Here is an 18,916-nt window from a genome sequence, read left to right as displayed (position 1 = left end):
ACGGCACTTTCGGGCGCAGTTTCGTCCGGTTCGCGTTGCGTGGGCATGTTGTCTGTCATATAACCCCCGGTACCAACGTTTCCAACCGATCTCTCATTTCGCAATCGAAGGAATATCGATGCCCTGGAGCAATCAGAACGGCGGCGGCGGCTGGCAGGGCGGCGGAGGCGGTGGCGGCGGCAATCGCGGTCCGTGGGGGCAGGGGCCTTCCGGCGGCGGCAATCAGCCGCCCGATCTCGATGAATTGATCCGGCGCGCGCAAGAGAAATTCCGGCAGATGTTTCCGGGTGGCGGCGGTGGCGGCGGTGCAACCGGCACGGGCGCAGGCGGCGGCTCAGGGCCGTTCATCCTGATCGGTCTCGTGATCCTCGGGCTCATCGCCTACAGCTCGTTCTACCGGGTCAATGTCAACGAACAGGGCATCGTGCTGCGTTTCGGCAAGCTCGTCCGCACGGTCGAGCCCGGCCTTCACATGAAATTTCCGTTCCCGATCGAAACGGTCTACACGCCGGCGGTCACCAACATCACGACCGTCGATATCGGTATTCGCCTGGCCGGCAACACGCCGATCGCCGTGCCGGAAGAAAGCCTGATGCTGACCGGCGACGAAAATATCGTCGATATCGGCTTTTCGGTGCAGTGGCGCATCAACAGCGCGCATTCATATCTGTTCAATGTCGAGGATCCCGACCGTGCGGTGAAGGCGGTTGCCGAGAGCATGATGCGCGAAGCGGTGGGCCAGTCGCAGATCGAAGTGCTGCAGACGGTCGGCCGCAGCGAAGTGCAGAACCAGGTGCGCGCCGGCTTGCAGACAACGCTCGACAGCTATGGCGCCGGCATCGAAATCACCGAGGTCCGGCTGCAGAAGGTCGATCCGCCGGGACAGGTGCTGGACGCGTTCCGCGACGTGCAGGCGGCGCGTGCCGACCAGGAGCGGTTGCGCAACCAGGCCGAGACCTACGCCAACACCGTCATTCCGCGGGCACGCGGCGACGCGGCGCAGATCACGCAGGCCGCCGAAGCCTACCGCGAACAGATCGTCGCCGAAGCGCAGGGCGAGGCCGGCCGTTTCGTCTCGATCTACGAGGAATACCGGAAGGCGACCGACGTGACGCGGCGGCGCATCTATCTCGAAACCATGCAGGAAGTTCTCGGCGGTATGAACAAGGTGCTGATGGACGGCGCGCAGGGCGGGCAGAACGTGTTGCCCTATCTGCCGCTCAATGAGCTGAAGCCGAGAGGGCCGGCCTCCGGCACGACGTCGTCGGGCTCGAACGCCGCTACGGGAGGTGGCCGATGAACAGGTCCATAGCCATAGGCGCCGGCGTCACCGCGGTCGTCGTTGCCTTCGTTCTCTACCTCTCCGCCTTCACGGTCGGCATGACGCAGCAGGCCATCGTGCTGCAGTTCGGCGACCCGCGACAGGTCATCACCGAGCCCGGCCTGCACTGGAAGCTGCCGGTCATCCAGAATGTTGTCTATATCGACAAGCGCATTCTCAATCTCGATTCGCCGGCCGAGGAAATCATCGCCAAGGACCGCAAGCGTCTGGTGGTCGACGCTTTCGCGCGCTACCGCATCGTCGATTCGCTGCGCTTCTACCAGTCGGTCGGCGACCCGCGTAACGCCGCGCAGCGGCTTCAGCCCAACTTCGTGTCGTCGCTGAGAAACGTGCTCGGCGATCACACGCTGGAAGAACTGGTGCGCGACAATCGCGCCGGGTTGATGCGGAACATCCAGACGGCGTTCAACGCGGCTGCGTTGCAGTTCGGTATCGAAGTGGTCGATGTGCGTATTCGCCGCGCCGATCTGCCGGAGCAGAACAGTCAGGCGATCTATCAGCGTATGCAGACCGAGCGCGAACGCGAAGCGGCCGAAATCCGTGCGCAAGGTAACGAGGAAGCGCAGCGCATTCGTGCGCGTGCCGACCGCGAGGCGACCGTCATCATCGCCGAGGCGGAACGCGACGGACAGCTCGCGCGAGGCGAGGGCGATGCGACGCGCAACAACATCTATGCGGAAGCGTATTCGCGCGATACCGAGTTCTTCGCCTTCTATCGCTCGATGCAGGCTTATCGCGAAGGCCTGAAGGGCGACAACACGACGATGATCGTGACACCCGAGGGCGAGTTCTTCCGCTACTTCGGCGCGGAGGCCGGTCGCGTCCGGCGTTGATCGGTGGCGTGGGTCGATCTTCTCACCGCGTTCGGGCTTGCCATTGCGCTTGAAGGGCTTGCCTATGCCGCCTTTCCCGGCCCGATGCGCCGGGCCATGGCCGCCGTTTCCTTGCAGCCCGAACAGGCGTTGAGGCTTGCCGGTGTGGTGGCGCTTGCCGCCGGGGTTTTCATCGTCTGGCTGGTTCGTGGCTGAGCGCGCCTCAATTCGTCCATAATCCGGCTCACAATGAAGCCAGAGCCGCACCCCGAAGGCGCGGCGGACCGGCCGAGGGGAGTGGCGTTTCGATGATATTGACGGGTTTCCGGCGGGCACGGCGCGCCGCTTTGGGCGGCGCGGTGGCGGCGTTTCTGGCTTTCGCCCCGTCCGCGCAGGCGCAAAACGCACCCGACAGTTTCGCCGACCTTGCCGAGCGCCTTTCGCCGGCCGTCGTCAACATCTCGACATCTCAGGTTCTCGATCCCGGCCGCCGGCCCATTCCCGGCGTGCCGGAGGATTCGCCGCTTCACGATTTCTTCCGCGATTTCATGGAACAGCAGGGCCAGCAGCCGCAGCGCGTGCAGTCGCTCGGCTCTGGTTTCTTCATCGACCCGAGCGGCATCGTCGTCACCAACAATCATGTGATCGACGGCGCCGACAAGATCGAGATCGTGATGACCGACGGCACGACGTTGCCGGCGACACTCATGGGACGCGATCCGAAAACCGACATCGCCGTGCTCAAGGTCGAGAGCCGGACGCCGCTGCCTTTCGTCGAACTCGGCGACAGCTCGAAGGCGCGCGTCGGCGACTGGGTGATCGCGATCGGCAATCCCTTCGGTCTTGGCGGCACGGTGACGGCCGGCATCATCTCCGCGCTCAACCGCGACATTCACGCCGGCAATTACGACGATTTCATCCAGACGGACGCCTCGATCAACCGGGGCAATTCCGGCGGGCCGCTTTTCGACATGGAAGGCCGCGTGGTCGGCGTCAATTCGGCGATCATCTCGCCATCGGGCGCGTCGGTCGGTATCGGCTTTGCCATTCCCGCCTCAACGGTTCGCTCCATCGTCGACCAGATTATCGAGCATGGCGAAACGCGGCGCGGCTGGATTGGCGTGCGCATCCAGACGGTGACGCCGGAAATCGCCGATAGCCTCGGTCTTTCCCCGGCGCGCGGTGCGCTGGTCGCCGGTGTCAACGAAGGCGGACCGGCGGCGGATGCGGGCGTCGAGGCCGGCGACATCGTGCTCAGTTTCGACGGGCGCAACATCGCATCCATGCGCGATCTGCCGCGCATCGTTGCCGAAACGGAAGTCGGCAAGACGGTCGATGTCGAAATTTTCCGCGGCGGCCGGACCATCGGCATCAAGGTTGCGGTGGCGCGGCTCGACGAATCCGAAGAGCAGGTCGAGGCGAAATCGCCGGCCGAGACGCCCGTGCCGGCGCAGACCGTCGTGCTTGGCCTCAGCCTCGCCGAACTCACCGCCGAAACGCGCCGGCGCTTCAACGTCGATGCGGCGACCAATGGCGTTCTGGTGACGGATGTCGATCCGTTGAGCGCGGCGGCCGAAAAGGGCGTCCGTCCCGGCGATGTCATTGTGCAGATCGCGCAGCGCGATGTGGCGCGCCCGGCCGATGTCGAGCGCATCGTCGGTTCGGAGGAAAAAGCAGGGCGCAACACCGTGCTGCTCCGGCTTTCAAGCGGCGGCGATATCCGCTTCGTCGCGCTCAGGCTTGGCGGCGAGTAGGGCGCTTCAGTCCTGCCGGATTTCGTCCTGCCGGTATCCCTGCAAATAAAGCAGCGCCGTCAGGTCGCCGTGATCGATGCGCGCATCCGCCGCTTCCGCCACGACCGGCTTGGCGTGGAAGGCGACGCCGAGCCCCGCTTCGCCGATCATGCCGAGATCATTGGCGCCGTCGCCGACCGCCATTGTTTCGTGGTTCGCGAGTTTCAATTCGGCGCGCAGGCGCGTCAGCGCATCGATCTTGGCCTGGCGGCCGAGGATCGGTTCCTGCACCGCACCGGTCAGCTTTTCGTTTTCGAACAGCAGCTCATTCGCCTGATTGACGTCGAAGCCGACGGCGGCGGCGACGCGTGAGGTGAAAAAGCTGAAACCGCCCGAGACAAGCGCGCAGGCCGCGCCATGGGCGCGCATGGTGGCGGTGAGTGTGCGTCCGCCCGGCGTTTCGGTGATGCGGGCGCGATAGACTTTTTCGAGCGCCGCGATGTCGAGGCCCTTTAGCAGCGCCACGCGCTCCCTGAGCGCCGGTTCGAATTCGATTTCGCCCTTCATGGCGCGTTCGGTGATGGCGGCGATCTGCGGCTTCAAGCCCAGTTCGTCGGCGAGTTCGTCGATGCACTCCTGGCCGATAATGGTCGAATCCATGTCGGCGACGAGGAGCTTCTTGCGGCGGTCTTCGGCGGGCAGCACGGCAAGGTCGATCCTTGCGCCTTTCAGCGCCGCGCGCGCCGCCACTTCGACCGTTTTTGCGTTCGGCGTTTCGAAGGCGATGTCGCAGGCGATGCCGTCGGCGAGCCAGTGCGGCGCGGTCGGCGCCAGCAGCAGCGCGCGCGCCGCGTCCACATGCGCGCTTGCCAGCGGCGTCTCTTTGTTGCCTATCAGCGTCAGGACGTATTTCATCGCCGGAACCGGAAGGAGCCTTTTCGTGAGTGTCGACGTCGGCAGAGCCGTCCTTATTGCAGGGCCGACCGCGAGCGGCAAGTCCGCGCTGGCGCTGGCGCTTGCCGGGCGGCTGGGCGGCGAAATCGTCAATGCCGATTCGATGCAGCTCTACCGCGAGATGCGGGTGCTGACCGCGCGGCCCTCCGCCGTCGAGGAGGCGCTCTTTCCCCATCATCTCTACGGCGTTCAGGCCGCCGACGCGCCGCTTTCGGCCGGGCGCTGGGCGGTGCGGGCGGCGCAGGTCATGGGCGAGATTGCCGGGCGCGACCATGTTCCCATCGTTGTCGGCGGGACCGGGCTCTATTTCCGGGCGCTTGTCGAAGGCCTTGCGCCGATCCCGGCGATCCCGGCGGAGCTTCGCCGCGCGGTGCGGGAAGAGGTCGCCGCGGCGGGCGAGGGCGCCCATGCGCTGCTGGCGGCGGCCGATCCGGCGCTTGCCGCCACCATCCGCCCGTCCGACCGCCAGCGCATCGCGCGCGGCATCGAGGTGGCGCGGGCGACAGGCCGGCCTTTGAGCGAATGGCAGCAGGTGCCGCCGGTGCCGCTCGTCGCCGGGCGTTTCGCCAAAATCGTGCTGATGCCCGACCGCGAGGTTCTGCGGGCCCGCGCCGATGCCCGCTTCGAGCGCATGGTCGCGGAGGGGGCACTGGCGGAGGCGGCGGCCATGGCGGCGCTCGATCTCGACCCAGCGCTGCCCGCCATGAAGGCGCTGGGGCTTCGGCCACTGATGGCGCATCTCGCCGGTGCCCTCCTCATCGAGGAGGCCATCGCCGCCGGACAGGCCGAAACACGGGCCTATGCGAAGCGGCAGGAAACCTGGATGCGGACTCAGATGATTGCGTGGAAGCCATTCCACACGCAATTTTCGGAAAGTGTTAATGCAGAAATCTTTTCATTTATTGACGATTTGGGGTTGACCCGGTCCTGAAGCGCGGTTAGGTTGCCCGCGCTTTCGGCGGCGATGCGCTTGAAAACGCCCGGATTCCGGGCATTGCGCGAGCCGCTTTGTTGTTTCTGGCCCCTTTTCGGGGCCTCGCAAGGACCGGACCGATGGCTCAGGAACTGACAGGCGCGGAAATCGTCATCAAGGCGCTGGTCGATCAGGGCGTGGACACGATTTTCGGCTATCCCGGCGGCGCCGTGCTGCCGATCTACGACGCGCTGTTCCAGCAGAACAAGATCCGCCACATCCTGGTCCGCCACGAGCAGGGCGCGGTTCATGCGGCGGAAGGCTATGCGCGCTCCACGGGCAAGCCCGGCGTCGTGCTCGTCACCTCCGGTCCCGGCGCCACCAATGCCGTCACCGGGCTCACCGACGCCTTGATGGATTCGATCCCGATCGTCTGCCTCACGGGGCAGGTCGCCACGCATCTCATCGGCTCCGACGCCTTCCAGGAATGCGACACGGTCGGTATCACGCGCCACTGCACCAAGCACAATTGGCTGGTGAAGTCGCCGCAGGAGCTGACGCGCGTCATGCACGAGGCGTTCTATGTCGCGACGCATGGCCGTCCGGGCCCCGTCGTCATCGACATTCCGAAGGACGTTCAGTTCCAGAAGGGCGAATATGCCGGCCCGCAAAACGTCGTTCACCGCACCTACCGGCCGAAGGTCAAGGGCGATATCGAAGCGATCAAGAAAGCGGTCGACCTGATCGCCAATGCGAAGAAGCCGGTCTTCTATACCGGCGGCGGCATCATCAATTCAGGCACGGTCGCCAGCCAGTTGCTGCGCGAATTCGTGCGCCTGACCGGCTATCCGATCACCTCGACCCTGATGGGGCTCGGCGCCTATCCGGCGTCCGACAGGCAATGGCTCGGCATGCTCGGCATGCACGGGACGTTCGAGGCCAACAACGCGATGCACGATTGCGACGTGCTGATCAATATCGGCGCGCGCTTCGACGACCGCGTCACGGGGCGTCTCGACGCCTTCGCGCCCCATTCGAAGAAGATCCATGTCGATATCGACGCCTCGTCGATCAACAAGAACGTCCATGTCGATATCGGCATCATCGGCGATTGCGCCCATGTGCTCGAAGACATGCTGCGCATCTGGAAGTCGAAGGCGCGCCGTCCCGACAAGGACGCGCTTGCAAGCTGGTGGAAGCAGATCGAGACATGGCGCGCGCGAAAGTCGCTGTCGTTCAAGACCAATGACGATGTCATCAAGCCGCAACAGGCGATCCAGCGGCTTTACGAATTGTCGAAGCACCGCGAGACCTACATCACCACCGAAGTCGGCCAGCATCAGATGTGGGCGGCGCAGCACTTCCCGTTCGAGCAGCCGAACCGCTGGATGACGTCGGGCGGCCTCGGCACGATGGGCTACGGGTTTCCGGCCGCAATCGGCGTCCAGATCGCGCATCCGCAGGCGCTGGTCATCGACATCGCCGGCGAAGCCTCGATCCAGATGTGCATTCAGGAGCTCTCGACCGCGGTGCAGTTCATGCTGCCGGTCAAGATTTTCATTATCAACAACGAATATATGGGCATGGTCCGGCAGTGGCAGGAGCTGCTGCATGAGGGCCGCTATTCGCATTCCTATTCGGATTCGCTGCCCGATTTCGTCAAGCTGGCGGAAGCCTATGGCGCGACCGGCATCCGCGCCTCGAAGCCGTCCGAGCTCGACGGCGCGATCAAGCAGATGATCGAGGTCCCCGGCCCCGTCATCCTCGATTGCGTGGTCGACAAGTTCGAGAACTGCTACCCGATGATCCCCTCGGGCGCGGCGCATAACGAGATGATCCTCGGCGACGATCCGGAAGCGGCCAGCGTCTCCGAAGAGGGCAAAATGCTGGTTTGACGGGGAAAACGCCAGAATAAGCTTCCCCCCGGGCCCCGTTCCCACTACAGAGACGCGCATGAAGAAGGACGACACCATCGAACGGCACACCATCGCCGTCCTCGTGGACAACGAGGCGGGGGTGCTGGCGCGCGTCATCGGGCTGTTTTCGGGCCGGGGCTACAATATCGAAAGCCTGACGGTGGCCGAGGTCGACCAGGCCGAGCACACCTCGCGCATCACCATCGTCACCGCCGGCACGCCGATGGTGATCGAGCAGATCAAGGCGCAGCTCGACCGGCTGGTGCCGGTTCACCGCGTCATGGACCTGACGGTGGAAGCGAATTCGGTCGAGCGCGAAATGGCGCTGGTCAAGGTGGCGGGCACCGGCGAACGCCGCGTCGAGGCGCTCAGGCTGGCGGATGCCTTCCGCGCCCGCGTTATCGACACGACCCACACCTCTTTCATTTTCGAGGTGACGGGCGCGCCGTCGAAGATCGACGCCTTTATCGGGCTGATGCGCCCGCTCGGACTGGTTGACGTGTCGCGGACCGGCGTGGTGGCGATCGCCCGCGGTCCCGAAGCGATGTGATTTAACGAAACGAAGAGACGAACGAAGGAATAAAGCCATGCGCGTTTATTACGACCGCGACGCGGACGTCAATCTGATCAAGGGCAAGAAAGTCGCCATCATCGGCTATGGCAGCCAGGGCCATGCCCATGCGCTGAACCTGCGCGACTCGGGCGTCAAGGACGTCGCCGTGGCGCTGCGCGCCGGTTCGGCCACCGCCAAGAAGGCGGAAGGCGAGGGCCTCAAGGTCATGACGGTCGCCGACGCCGCGAAGTGGGCCGATGTGCTGATGATGCTGACGCCGGACGAGCTTCAGGCCGACATCTATTATGCCGACCTGCACGACAACATGAAGCCCGGCTCGGCGCTCCTCTTCGCGCATGGCCTCAACATCCATTTCAATCTGATCGAGCCGCGCAAGGACATCGACGTGCTGATGGTCGCGCCGAAGGGCCCCGGCCACACGGTGCGTTCGGAATACAAGCGCGGCGGCGGCGTGCCCTCGCTGATCGCCGTCCACCAGGACGCGACCGGCAACGCACATGATGTCGGCCTCTCCTACGCCTCGGCCAATGGCGGCGGCCGCGCCGGCATCATCGAAACGACCTTCCGCGAGGAATGCGAGACCGATCTTTTCGGCGAGCAGGTCGTGCTGTGCGGTGGTCTCGTCGAGCTCATCCGCGCCGGTTTCGAAACCCTGACCGAAGCCGGCTACGCGCCGGAGATGGCCTATTTCGAATGCCTGCACGAAGTGAAGCTGATCGTCGACCTGATCTATGAAGGCGGCATCGCCAACATGAACTACTCGATCTCGAACACGGCCGAGTATGGCGAATATGTCACCGGCCCGCGCATCATCACGGCCGAGACGAAAGCGGAAATGAAGCGCGTCCTCAACGACATTCAGTCGGGCAAGTTCACGCGCGACTGGATGCTGGAGAACAAGGTCAACCAGACGAGCTTCAAGGCGACGCGCGCCGCCGCCGCCGCTCACCCCATCGAGGAGGTGGGCGCCCGTCTGCGCGAGATGATGCCGTGGATTTCGGCGAACAAACTCGTAGACAAGGCCAAGAACTGACGCGATCTCGCAATCAGCCCGACGAAACATGGGGCCCTCCGCGAAGATCGCGGGGGGCCTTTTTCTTTGAGGAGAGGCCCATGCCTCCATCATTACGACATCACGGCGCCGCCATCGCTTTCCTGCACACGGCCGCTGTCCATATCGACACCTTCGATGCGCTGGCGCGCGAGATCGCGCCCGGCCTGACGACGACGCATGCGGTGCGCGAGGATCTGCTCGCCGCGACCGAGAAAGCGGGCGGGCTCACCGCCGCCGTTTCCTTGCGCACGCAGGAAGCGCTGCTGGCGCTCGCCGAGGGCGGGGCGCGCGTTGTCGTCTGCACCTGTTCGACGCTGGGGCCCGCCGCCGAAGCCGCCGCGCAGGAAGCCGAAATCCCGGTCATGCGCATCGACCGGCCGATGGCCGATGCCGCGGTGCGCGCCGGTCGCGTCATCGGCGTCTGCGCGGCGCTGGCGCCGACGCTTCAGCCCACACGCGCGCTGGTCGAAAATTCGGCGGCGCGGGCCGGGCGCGAGGTCCGGGTGCGCGAGTTCCTGTTCGACGATGTCTGGTCGGCCTTCCGCGAGGGCCGTCTCGACGATTATTACGGCGGCATTGCCGGCCGCCTCGCCGCTGCGGCGCGCGATGTCGATGTGCTGGTGCTGGCGCAAGCCTCGATGGCGCCCGCCGCCGAACTTTGCGGCGCGCTGTCGGCGCCGCTGCTCTCAAGCCCGCGCATCGGCTTTGCCGAAGCGGCGCGGATCGCGGGGGTACGCGCCTAAACCACTTCCATGCCGTATTTCTTCGCCTGCGCGGCCACCACCGCGTCGAGTTCGCCGAGCAGCGTTGCCCATGCGGCATCCGTTTCCGCCGTCCATTCCGCGCCCAGCAATTCGCGGAAGGTTTCCATCGTCACGTTGAAGAAGGTCGCGAAGACGCGCGGCGGAACGCCGAAGCCCTGATGGTTGGTCAACTCGCTCTGGATCAGCACCGGCGCATAGGCGCGCGGCCCGAGAAAATCGAAAATGCAGTCGAGCGCTTCCGACAGCATGTGCCCGCGCGCATTGCCGTCGGTGTCGAGCACGAAAAGCGCTTCCATCTCCGGCGATTGCGCAAAAAGCCGCGCATAAACATGCGGGCTCGGATCGCCCGCGACTTCCGCCACGCGTTCGATGGAGTGTTCGATCAGTTGTTTTTGTTGTTCGTTCAGGCTCATGGTGGCCTCCCTTTGGGGAAGACTACACCACCGATGCCCTCACCCGTAAACCACCCCGTGCCAGCCCGTGCGGTCGAAGGGCGCCCACTTGCCTTCCGCTTGCGCCAGCCGGTCGGCGATCGCCCAGAGGACCATCGGGTTGACGCCCATGCCCATATGGGTTGCCGTCACCTCGATATTCTCCGTCTGCGGACCATCGAGCTCGCGGCAATCTTCCCACGAGACGACGCCGTCGCTTTTCGAATAGATGGCGGTGCAGGGCACCGGCGGGGCGATGCGGCGGCGCGCGGCGCGTTCGGCGCTGTGGCCGTTCATGTCGCCGTCGGGATCGTGGCCGCCGCCGAAGGGACTCCCCAGCGTCACGACCTGGCGCACGAGGTGCGGATATTCCCGCGCCAGTTCGCGCGCATAAATGCCGCCGAGGCTCCAGCCGACAAGGCTGATGCGGCGGCCGTAGCGCGCCGCCAGTTCCTGCAGCCGGCCGCGCATCGCGTCGTGCAGGGCGCGGCTCGGACCCCAGTTGTGGCCTTGCTTCCAGGGATGCGTCGTGTGGCCGAGCTGGTCGAGATAGCGGCGGATCACGAACGTCGCCTCGTCGCCGGTCAGCATGCCCGGCAGCACCAGCACACCGTGGCCGTCGCCGCGCGGTGCGTTGAGCAGGGCCGGCAGGGCGGGGGCCAGCGCGCCCATCTCGGCGAACACCCTGATCTCGCCCGCCCATGAAAGCAGCGTCCGCGCGCTATCGGCCGAAAACGGCATGAAAGGCCCCCTGTTTGCGTGTCGCCGGCATTATACTGCACTGCAACATGAATTGCGCGGGTTATTTCAGCGCCCGTGCGCCGCATCGTCCGGACAATCGGCCGCCTCGATCTGCACCGTCGCGTGACCGATGCCGAACTTGGCCGCCAGCCGCGCCTTGATCGCGGCCAGCGCCGCGCCGGCGTCGGTGCCGGGGGCGAGGCGGGCATGCAGCGTCGCCACCTTGCGTTCGGGGCTCAGCGACCAGGCATGGACATGATGCACGTCGGCAAGCCCCGGCACCTCGGCCGTCAGGTCGGCGGCGATGTCGGCGCCATGTGCGTCTTCCGGCGCGCCTTCCATCAGGATATGCGCCGACTCGCGGATGATCGACGCGGCGCTTCTGAGGATCAGCAGCGCCACCAGCACCGAGAGGATCGGGTCGATCGCCGTGAAGCCGGTCGTCAGGATGACGATGGCGGCGGCGATGGCGGCGACCGATCCAAGCAGGTCGCCCATCACATGCAGCGCCGCGCCGCGCATGTTGAGGTTGCCGTCGCCGCCATGCAGCAGTTTCAGCGCCACGATGTTGACGGCGAGCCCGGCCAGGGCGACGGCGAGCATCGGCCCGGCCAGAATGTCGCGCGGCTCCAGGATGCGCGTCGCCGCCTCGAAGAGGATCCAGGCGACAAGGCCCAGCATCACGATGCCGTTGGTGAAGGCCGCCAGCGTTTCGGCGCGTCCATAGCCATAAGAGCGCGCGATGTCGGCCGGCTTGCGCGCCAGCCGCGTTGCGAGCCAAGCCAGCATCAGCGCGCCGGTGTCGGTCAGCATGTGTCCGGCATCGGCGATCAGCGCCAGCGAACCCGACAGGATGCCGCCGGCGAATTCGACGATCATGAAAGTGCCGGTCAGCCACATGGCGAAGAACACCCGGCGCTCATTGGCGTGGCTGTGGTCGTGGCCGTGTGCGTGGTGATGATGCGCGGTCATTCCGCCTCCTCGTTCACATGGGCGATCATGTCGTGAATGACATGCGCCACATGCTGGTCATGCACCCGGTAGAAAATCTGCTTGCCGCGCCGCTCGGGGCTGACGAGCCGCGTCGCGCGCAACAGGCGCAGGTGGTGGCTGACCAGCGAGACCGAGAGGCCGAGCATGGCGGCGATCTCGCCGACCGCGCGCGGGCCTTCGAGCGTCGCCGTCACGATGCGCAGGCGGCTCGGGTCGCCCAGCATCTTGAACATGTCGGCAAGCTCCGCCGTCTTGTCGTCGTCGAGCAGGGGCGGCGCGGTTTTGGCGGTTTTCGGGGCGGCCATGACGAACCATACAGTTGAACATCTGTTCAACTGTTATCATCAGATTGCGGGCTGCACAAGCCACGCCGATCCGTGCTAGACCCGCGCCCCTGAACGGTTCAAGGAGGCCCCATGCGCATCGGTACGCCGCTTTCCCCGTCGGCCACGCGGGTCATGCTGCTGGGCTCGGGCGAGCTCGGCAAGGAAGTCGCCATCGAGTTGCAGCGCTATGGCGTCGAGGTGATCGCGGTCGACCGCTATGCCGACGCGCCGGCGCAACAGGTGGCGCATCGCGCCCATGTGATCGCGATGACCGATGCAAAAGCCTTGCGCGCGCTGGTCGAGAAAGAGCGCCCGCATATCATCGTTCCCGAGATCGAGGCGATTGCAACGGCGGAACTGGCGAAGATCGAGGCGGATGGTCTGGCCGAGGTGATCCCGACGGCGCGCGCCGCGCAACTCACCATGAACCGCGAGGGCATCCGCCGTCTTGCCGCCGAGGATCTTGGCCTGCCGGTGTCGGCCTATGCCTTCGCGTCGAGTGCCGCCGAATTGAAAGCGGCGATCGACGGCGGCATCGGCTTTCCCTGTTTCGTCAAGCCGGTCATGTCGTCGTCGGGCAAGGGCCAGAGCTTTCTGGAGGCGCCGGGCGGCGTGCAGAAGGCCTGGGACCATGCGATGTCGGGCGGCCGGGTCGAGGCGCCGCGCGTCATTGTCGAGGGCATGGTGGATTTCGACTACGAGATCACGCTGCTGACCGTGCGGGCGAAACGCGCCGGCGGCGTCGGCATCGAGACGCAGTTCTGCACGCCGGTTGGGCACCGCCAGGTCAAGGGCGACTATGTGGAGAGCTGGCAACCGCAGCCGATGAGCGAAAAGGCGCTTGCCGCCGCGCAGGACATCGCCCGCAAGGTGACCGAAGCGCTTGGGGGCCGGGGGATTTTCGGCGTCGAGCTGTTCGTCAAGGGCGACAAGGTCTGGTTTTCGGAAGTCAGCCCGCGTCCGCACGACACCGGCCTCGTGACGCTCGTCACGCAATATCAAAGCGAGTTCGCGCTGCATGCGCGCGCCGTGCTCGGCCTGCCGGTGTCGGTCGACATGATTTCGCCGGGCGCCAGCGCGGTTATCTATGGCGGGCGCGACGAAAAGAGTATTGCCTATGAGGGGCTCGACCAGGCGCTGGCGCTCGACGGCACCGAGGTTCGGCTGTTCGGCAAGCCCGAGGCCTTTACGAAGCGGCGCATGGGCGTCGCGCTGGCGCGGGCGGCGGATGCCGACGAGGCGCGGGCAAGGGCAAAACAGGCGGCCGGTCTGGTGAAGCCCGTTTCGGGCTGAGGAGTTCGCGATTGACGCTGCTGTATCTGGTTCTCGGTCTGGCTCTGCTTCTCGGCGGCGCGGAGTTTCTGGTCAAGGGTGCGGCGGGGCTGGCGACGCGGCTTGGCGTTTCCCCCTTCCTGATCGGTTTGACGCTGGTCGGTTTCGGCACCTCGTCGCCGGAACTGGTCGCCAGCCTTGAAGGCGCCTTTCGCGGCTATCCCGGCATCGCGGTCGGTAATGTCGTCGGCTCCAACATCGCCAATATCCTGCTGATTATCGGCGTTGCCGGACTTGTCTGGCCGATGACGGTGGAGCGCGGAACGCTGAAGCGCGACGGCTCGATGATGCTGGCGGCCTCCGCGGCGATGGTCGCCGTCTGCGTCTACGGTTTCCTGTCGCGTGGCGTCGGCATCGTCTTCCTGCTGCTGCTCGCCGCCTATCTCGTCTACACCTATCGCGCCGACCGCAAGTGCCAGGACGGCACCGCCGACCTTCATGCCGCCGAGGCGGCCTTCCTGCAGGCGGGCCCGCGTTTCGGTTTGCTTGTCGAACTCGTGATGGCGCTGGGCGGCCTCGTCGCACTGGTCGCCGGCGCCTCGCTGCTGGTCGACAGCGCGGTCACGCTCGCCGACCGGTTCGGCATCTCCGACTCGGTCATCGGTCTCACCGTCGTCGCCGTCGGCACCTCGCTTCCGGAGCTCGCCACCTCAGTCCTTGCCGCCTTCCGCCGCAAATCCGAGATCGCCATCGGCAATGTGGTGGGCAGCAACATCTTCAACGTGCTCGGCATCGCCGGCACGGTCGCCGTCGTCAGGCCGATCACCGTGCCGGCCGACATCGCCGCCTTCGACATCTGGGTGATGGGGGCGGCGACGCTCGTCTTCCTCTTCTTCGCCTTCACGGGCGCGCGGCTCGGACGCATCGAGTCGCTGCTGCTGCTCATCGGTTATGCCGCCTATGTGGGCTTCCTGCTGGCGTGACATGACAGATCAGTGACAGTTTTTTGACAGTTCGATGACAGTCGGCTGGCATATACGCAAATCGACCTTTGCTTTTTCGCGTTTCCTTGGGAATGCAACGCCCCTATGCTGTTCGCGCAAACCCGGTTTCGGTGCGGTCGGCGGGGCTTAAGTCCATGAATTGGGACGATTTACGGTTCTTTCTGGCGGTCGCCGGCGCGGGCAGTCTGTCCGGCGCCGGGCAGCAGCTCGGCGTCAACACAACCACCGTGCTGCGCCGCGTCGCCTCGCTCGAAGACGACCTCGGCGCGCGCCTCTTCGAACGCGAGCGAACCGGCTATCGCCTTACAACTGCTGGAGAAAAGCTCGTTGAGGCGCTGGAGCCGGTCGACCGCCGGCTGTCGGCCTTGCCGCGCGATTTCGCGGCTGCCGGCGGTGGCGCCGAGGGCATCGTCCGGCTGGCGGCCAGCGATGTCGTCGCGGCTTCCCTGCTGGCGCCGGAGCTTCCCTCGTTCCGCCGCGATCATCCGGGTCTCGAGCTCGAAATCGTTACCGATCCGCGTCTGGCAGCGGCTGGCGCCGCGCCACGCATCGGCAATCCGCTGAAGGATGTCGATGTCGCGCTGCGGCTGGCGCGTCCGACGCAGGGCGACATGTTGATGCGCAAGGTCGGCGAGATGGCCTACGGGCTCTACGCGGTACCGGCCTATCTCGAAGAGCGCGGCCGGCCGCGCCAGATGGCGGACATCGCCGGCCACGACCTGATCGGCTTCCCGCGCACCGAAACGCCTCTCGGGCCGGTGTGGTGGTTCTCGCGCGCCGAAAAGTCGGCGCAGGTGGCGCTGCGTTCGTCCAGCGTGACGGCGCGCGCGGAAGCGGCGCGGCGCGGACTTGGACTTGCCGCTCTGCCTTGCATCCTCGCCGATGCCGATGAGGGCCTTGAACGCGTTTTCGGTCCCGACATGCTCGGCGCGCTCGAGATGTGGCTTCTCGCCCGCAACGACCTCGCGCAGCTTGCCCATGTTCGCGCCGTAATGGAGTTCGTCGTGGAGGCAGTCAAACGCCATCGCGGGGCGCTTGAAGGGCGCGCGCAGGAGGTCATGGAGCTGCCGCCCCAGTCACGTCCAAACCATTGAAAACCCGCGAAAATTCCGTCTTGGCCATTGCCTTTCCGCGTGGTTCTGGCGTAAAAATTCTGAGCAGATGCGGGACGGGTTAGCCTTAACGCGCTCTTAGTTTTCCGGCCGCTACGGTTGGCGTGGCGTCGGTCGTGAGGTTTGTTGCGTGTATCGAGGCGCCCGGGGGGCCAGATGCCGTCTCGCCACAGTTTCGACTCACGACATTCGTAGGCTGAGCGTCGGCGAAGGACTTCTTCCGAATCGGCTTCGAAGCGGATCATCGGCGCCCGGTGCGCGGCGGTTGTTTCGGGCAGCGCATTAACCAAAACTCCACCATAAGTGGTGAAACTCCGAAGTTCGTGGCCGCGATGTCTCAGGTGTCCGGCAGCACTCTCTCAAGGGAATGAAAACAACATGCTTTCCGGTCTGCTCGGCATGTTCTCGGCCGATATGGCAATCGATCTCGGCACGGCGAATACACTGGTCTACGTCAAGGGCCGCGGGATCGTTCTGAACGAGCCGTCGGTCGTCGCGATCATTGAAAAAGGCGGGAAGAAGCAAGTTCTCGCTGTCGGCGAGGAAGCCAAGATGATGCTGGGCCGTACGCCCGGCAACATCCAGGCGATCCGGCCGATGCGCGATGGCGTGATCGCCGACTTCGAAATCGCCGAAGAGATGATCAAGCATTTCATTCGCAAGGTTCACAACCGGCGCTCGTTCGCCAATCCGCAGATCATCGTTTGCGTGCCGTCCGGATCGACGGCGGTCGAACGCCGCGCCATTCAGGAATCGGCGCTGTCGGCCGGTGCGCGCCGGGTCTATCTGATCGAGGAACCGATGGCCGCCGCGATCGGCGCCGGACTGCCAGTGACGGAACCCACAGGCTCGATGGTCGTCGATATCGGCGGCGGGACGACGGAAGTTGCCGTGCTGTCGCTCGGCGGCATTGTGTATGCGCGCTCGGTGCGTGTCGGCGGCGACAAGATGGACGAGGCAATCATCGCCTATATCCGCCGTCATCACAATCTGCTGGTGGGCGAGGCGAGTGCCGAGCGCATCAAGAAGGAAGTGGGTTCGGCTGCCATTCCGCCGGACGGCGACGGCATGACCATCGAGATCAAAGGCCGCGACCTGATGAACGGCGTGCCGAAGGAAATCGCGATCGGCCAGCGCCAGATCGCCGAAAGCCTGGCCGAACCCGTGGGCGCCATCGTCGAGGCGGTGAAGGTCGCGCTCGAAGCGACGCCGCCCGAACTCGCGGCCGACATCGTCGACAAGGGCATCGTGCTGACGGGCGGCGGGGCGCTGCTCGCCAATCTCGATCAGGTGCTGCGCGACGAAACGGGGCTGCCGGTCAGCATTGCCGACGACGCGCTTTCCTGCGTCGCGCTCGGCACCGGCAAGGCGCTCGAACATATTCGGACGATGAAGCACGTTCTGTCGTCGGTCTACTAGGACGCAAGACTGTTCCCTTGAGGAACGCGGAAGGCGGGAACAGGGTGGGCCGGCCGGCAGCGAGAGAGCAGTAAGTTGTAATGGATTCGAACCGGACAGCGCTGCCGTTCCGCGAGTTTTCCCACAGAATCTCGCTTGTCTTCATGTTGACGCTCGCGGCCGCGCTGCTTCTGCTCGGGCGTGCAGAAACCTATGTCTTCGATCAGGCGCGGCAGGTTGTCACCGACCTGGCCGCACCGCTGCTCGAAATCGCGTCGCGTCCGGTGGCCGCCGCACGGCGCATCATCGAACGCACCGACGAATATGCCTATGTGTTCGACGAGAACGAACGGTTGCGGGCCGAAAATGCGCGCCTGCTTGCCTGGAAGGAAATGGCGCTCAACCTCGAAGCGCGTGTCGCGCGCTATGAAGCGCTGCTCAACGTTCAGCTCGATCCCTCGATCAATTATGTCAGCGGGCGCGCCGTCTCGGATGCGGGCGGTCCCTTTGTCGATACGGTGCTTGTGAATGTCGGGCGCGAGCAGGGGGCGAAAAGCGGCCTTGCGGTCGTCGACACAGACGGCCTTGTCGGGCGCATTGTGTCGACCGGCCCGAAAGCCAGCCGCGTGCTGCTGCTGACCGACCTTAACAGCCGCATTCCGGTGGTGATCGAGCCCGCGCACTTCAAGGCCGTGCTGGCGGGCGACAATACCGAATGGCCGAAACTCGAATATCTGACGAATGTCAGCGCCGTCTCGCCCGGCGACCGTGTCGTGACGTCCGGCGACGGGGGATTGATCCCGTCCGGCTTGCCGGTCGGTCTCGTCATTCAAACGAATGACGGCAATTTGCGCGTTCAGACATTCTCAGATCGGGGACGGCTCGATTTCGTGCGCGTCCTGCAATACGAGTTTCCCTGGCAGGTCGAACGGCAGGATCCGCCCGATGTGCTGAAAGGCCCGCCGGCTTCGTCCAGCGGCAGCGCGGCGACCGGCTCGGCCGCCGTGGCGCCTGGCGGGGCGGAGTAGCGTCATGGTCCGTCTCGATCCCTATTCGCCGACACCTGCCTCCCGCGCCGGACGCATTTTCACGATCGTCGCCCCGTTCGTGATGGGGCTGGTTTGCGTTCTGCTTTCCTTCGTGCCGTTCGGACGCATCGTCGGCTCGTCGCTGACGCCGGCCTTCGTGCTGATGGCGATTTATTACTGGGCCATCGTGCGGCCCGAGATGTTTCCGCCGATTGCAGTCTTCACGGTCGGGCTTGTTTTCGATCTCTTGTCCGGCGGCATTATCGGGCTCTGGGCCTTTGTTTATGTCGTTACTTATGCTGTGGTAATTTCGCAGCGCATGCTGGTGGTCAATGCACCGTTCACGGTTTTCTGGTTCGGCTTTCTGGTCGTTGCCGCATTCACGGGCCTGCTCGCCTGGGCCGTGGTTTCGGTTTTTCACGGAACACTCGTACCGCCGGCCACACTGGTGCGGCACATGGTTTTGACAGTGGCGGTCTTCCCGATCTTCGTTATGATTTTCGGGCGGATACAGACGCGCGTCCTGCCGGGAAGCTGAGGCAGGCGATG

General features: G+C 65.1%; 20 protein-coding genes. 15 read left to right on the top strand and 5 right to left on the bottom strand.

What is annotated here, in order from left to right:
• The first annotated feature begins 118 nt into the window (after nucleotides 1-118).
• From hflK to KF719_RS04000, 4 genes are all read left to right on the top strand, one after another.
• Nucleotides 119-1,300 carry an FtsH protease activity modulator HflK gene (gene hflK / locus KF719_RS04015; protein WP_293507278.1) on the top strand — a complete coding sequence of 394 codons (1,182 nt, stop codon included), beginning with the start codon at nucleotides 119-121 and terminating at the stop codon, nucleotides 1,298-1,300.
• A complete protein-coding gene (hflC, locus tag KF719_RS04010) occupies nucleotides 1,297-2,175 on the top strand; it encodes a protease modulator HflC (protein WP_293507277.1) in 879 nt (292 codons plus the stop codon). Before hflK ends, hflC begins: the two co-directional genes overlap by 4 nt.
• 3 nt (nucleotides 2,176-2,178) lie before the next feature.
• Entirely contained in the window at nucleotides 2,179-2,370 is a 192-nt protein-coding gene (locus tag KF719_RS04005) for a DUF2065 domain-containing protein (RefSeq protein ID WP_293507276.1), read from the top strand.
• Between the two features lie 92 nt (nucleotides 2,371-2,462).
• Nucleotides 2,463-3,908 (top strand): DegQ family serine endoprotease, encoded by a 1,446-nt coding sequence (locus KF719_RS04000; RefSeq protein WP_293507275.1) that lies wholly within the window; start codon nucleotides 2,463-2,465, stop codon nucleotides 3,906-3,908.
• A gap of 6 nt (nucleotides 3,909-3,914) precedes the next feature.
• On the opposite strand, the gene serB is transcribed toward KF719_RS04000, so the two are convergent.
• On the bottom strand, nucleotides 3,915-4,802 hold the full coding sequence (gene serB, locus KF719_RS03995) for a phosphoserine phosphatase SerB (protein ID WP_293507273.1): 888 nt from the start codon (nucleotides 4,800-4,802) through the stop codon (nucleotides 3,915-3,917).
• A 25-nt stretch (nucleotides 4,803-4,827) separates the two neighbouring features.
• Between serB and miaA the strand changes: the two genes are divergently transcribed.
• From miaA to KF719_RS03970, 5 genes are all read left to right on the top strand, one after another.
• Entirely contained in the window at nucleotides 4,828-5,772 is a 945-nt protein-coding gene (gene miaA, locus KF719_RS03990) for a tRNA (adenosine(37)-N6)-dimethylallyltransferase MiaA (RefSeq protein WP_293507271.1), read from the top strand.
• Nucleotides 5,773-5,894: 122 nt separating this feature from the next.
• Nucleotides 5,895-7,649: an acetolactate synthase 3 large subunit gene (locus KF719_RS03985; protein WP_293507269.1), complete on the top strand. Its 1,755-nt coding sequence runs from the start codon at nucleotides 5,895-5,897 to the stop codon at nucleotides 7,647-7,649.
• Nucleotides 7,650-7,707: 58 nt separating this feature from the next.
• Nucleotides 7,708-8,220, top strand: coding sequence for an acetolactate synthase small subunit (ilvN, locus tag KF719_RS03980; RefSeq protein WP_293507267.1), 513 nt, complete (start codon nucleotides 7,708-7,710; stop codon nucleotides 8,218-8,220).
• Between the two features lie 37 nt (nucleotides 8,221-8,257).
• Entirely contained in the window at nucleotides 8,258-9,277 is a 1,020-nt protein-coding gene (gene ilvC / locus KF719_RS03975) for a ketol-acid reductoisomerase (protein ID WP_293507266.1), read from the top strand.
• 80 nt (nucleotides 9,278-9,357) lie between these two features.
• The gene (locus KF719_RS03970) at nucleotides 9,358-10,041 is read left to right on the top strand and encodes an aspartate/glutamate racemase family protein (protein ID WP_293507264.1); all 684 of its coding nucleotides are present in this window, start codon (nucleotides 9,358-9,360) and stop codon (nucleotides 10,039-10,041) included.
• Here the strand turns inward: KF719_RS03970 and KF719_RS03965 are convergent.
• From KF719_RS03965 to KF719_RS03950, 4 genes are all read right to left on the bottom strand, one after another.
• Nucleotides 10,038-10,475 (bottom strand): globin, encoded by a 438-nt coding sequence (locus tag KF719_RS03965; RefSeq protein ID WP_293507263.1) that lies wholly within the window; start codon nucleotides 10,473-10,475, stop codon nucleotides 10,038-10,040. The genes KF719_RS03970 and KF719_RS03965 overlap by 4 nt on opposite strands.
• Nucleotides 10,476-10,514: 39 nt before the next feature.
• Nucleotides 10,515-11,234 (bottom strand): alpha/beta hydrolase, encoded by a 720-nt coding sequence (locus tag KF719_RS03960; RefSeq protein WP_293507262.1) that lies wholly within the window; start codon nucleotides 11,232-11,234, stop codon nucleotides 10,515-10,517.
• A 66-nt stretch (nucleotides 11,235-11,300) separates the two neighbouring features.
• Nucleotides 11,301-12,206: a cation diffusion facilitator family transporter gene (locus tag KF719_RS03955; RefSeq protein ID WP_293507261.1), complete on the bottom strand. Its 906-nt coding sequence runs from the start codon at nucleotides 12,204-12,206 to the stop codon at nucleotides 11,301-11,303.
• Nucleotides 12,203-12,532 carry a metalloregulator ArsR/SmtB family transcription factor gene (locus KF719_RS03950; protein ID WP_293507260.1) on the bottom strand — a complete coding sequence of 110 codons (330 nt, stop codon included), beginning with the start codon at nucleotides 12,530-12,532 and terminating at the stop codon, nucleotides 12,203-12,205. Before KF719_RS03950 ends, KF719_RS03955 begins: the two co-directional genes overlap by 4 nt.
• Before the next feature lie 111 nt (nucleotides 12,533-12,643).
• On the opposite strand from KF719_RS03950, the gene purT reads away from it, so the two are divergent.
• The 6 genes from purT (at nucleotide 12,644) to mreD (ending at nucleotide 18,905) form a co-directional block, all read left to right on the top strand.
• Nucleotides 12,644-13,846 (top strand): formate-dependent phosphoribosylglycinamide formyltransferase, encoded by a 1,203-nt coding sequence (purT, locus tag KF719_RS03945; protein ID WP_293507258.1) that lies wholly within the window; start codon nucleotides 12,644-12,646, stop codon nucleotides 13,844-13,846.
• 11 nt (nucleotides 13,847-13,857) lie between these two features.
• Nucleotides 13,858-14,808 carry a calcium/sodium antiporter gene (locus KF719_RS03940; RefSeq protein ID WP_293507257.1) on the top strand — a complete coding sequence of 317 codons (951 nt, stop codon included), beginning with the start codon at nucleotides 13,858-13,860 and terminating at the stop codon, nucleotides 14,806-14,808.
• A gap of 155 nt (nucleotides 14,809-14,963) precedes the next feature.
• Nucleotides 14,964-15,923 carry a LysR family transcriptional regulator gene (locus KF719_RS03935; RefSeq protein ID WP_293507256.1) on the top strand — a complete coding sequence of 320 codons (960 nt, stop codon included), beginning with the start codon at nucleotides 14,964-14,966 and terminating at the stop codon, nucleotides 15,921-15,923.
• Between the two features lie 396 nt (nucleotides 15,924-16,319).
• Nucleotides 16,320-17,360: a rod shape-determining protein gene (locus KF719_RS03930; RefSeq protein WP_293507255.1), complete on the top strand. Its 1,041-nt coding sequence runs from the start codon at nucleotides 16,320-16,322 to the stop codon at nucleotides 17,358-17,360.
• A gap of 80 nt (nucleotides 17,361-17,440) precedes the next feature.
• Nucleotides 17,441-18,367 (top strand): rod shape-determining protein MreC, encoded by a 927-nt coding sequence (gene mreC / locus KF719_RS03925; RefSeq protein ID WP_293507253.1) that lies wholly within the window; start codon nucleotides 17,441-17,443, stop codon nucleotides 18,365-18,367.
• A 4-nt stretch (nucleotides 18,368-18,371) separates the two neighbouring features.
• Nucleotides 18,372-18,905, top strand: a complete 534-nt coding sequence (mreD, locus tag KF719_RS03920; protein WP_293507252.1) for a rod shape-determining protein MreD — start codon at nucleotides 18,372-18,374, stop codon at nucleotides 18,903-18,905.
• Nucleotides 18,906-18,916 lie beyond the last annotated feature (11 nt).

Origin of the sequence: Parvibaculum sp. (assembly GCF_019635935.1) — a bacterium.
Lineage (GTDB): Bacteria > Pseudomonadota > Alphaproteobacteria > Parvibaculales > Parvibaculaceae > Parvibaculum.
The sequence above is the reverse complement of the archived record's forward strand: the minus strand, read 5'-3'. Positions and strand labels throughout refer to the sequence as shown.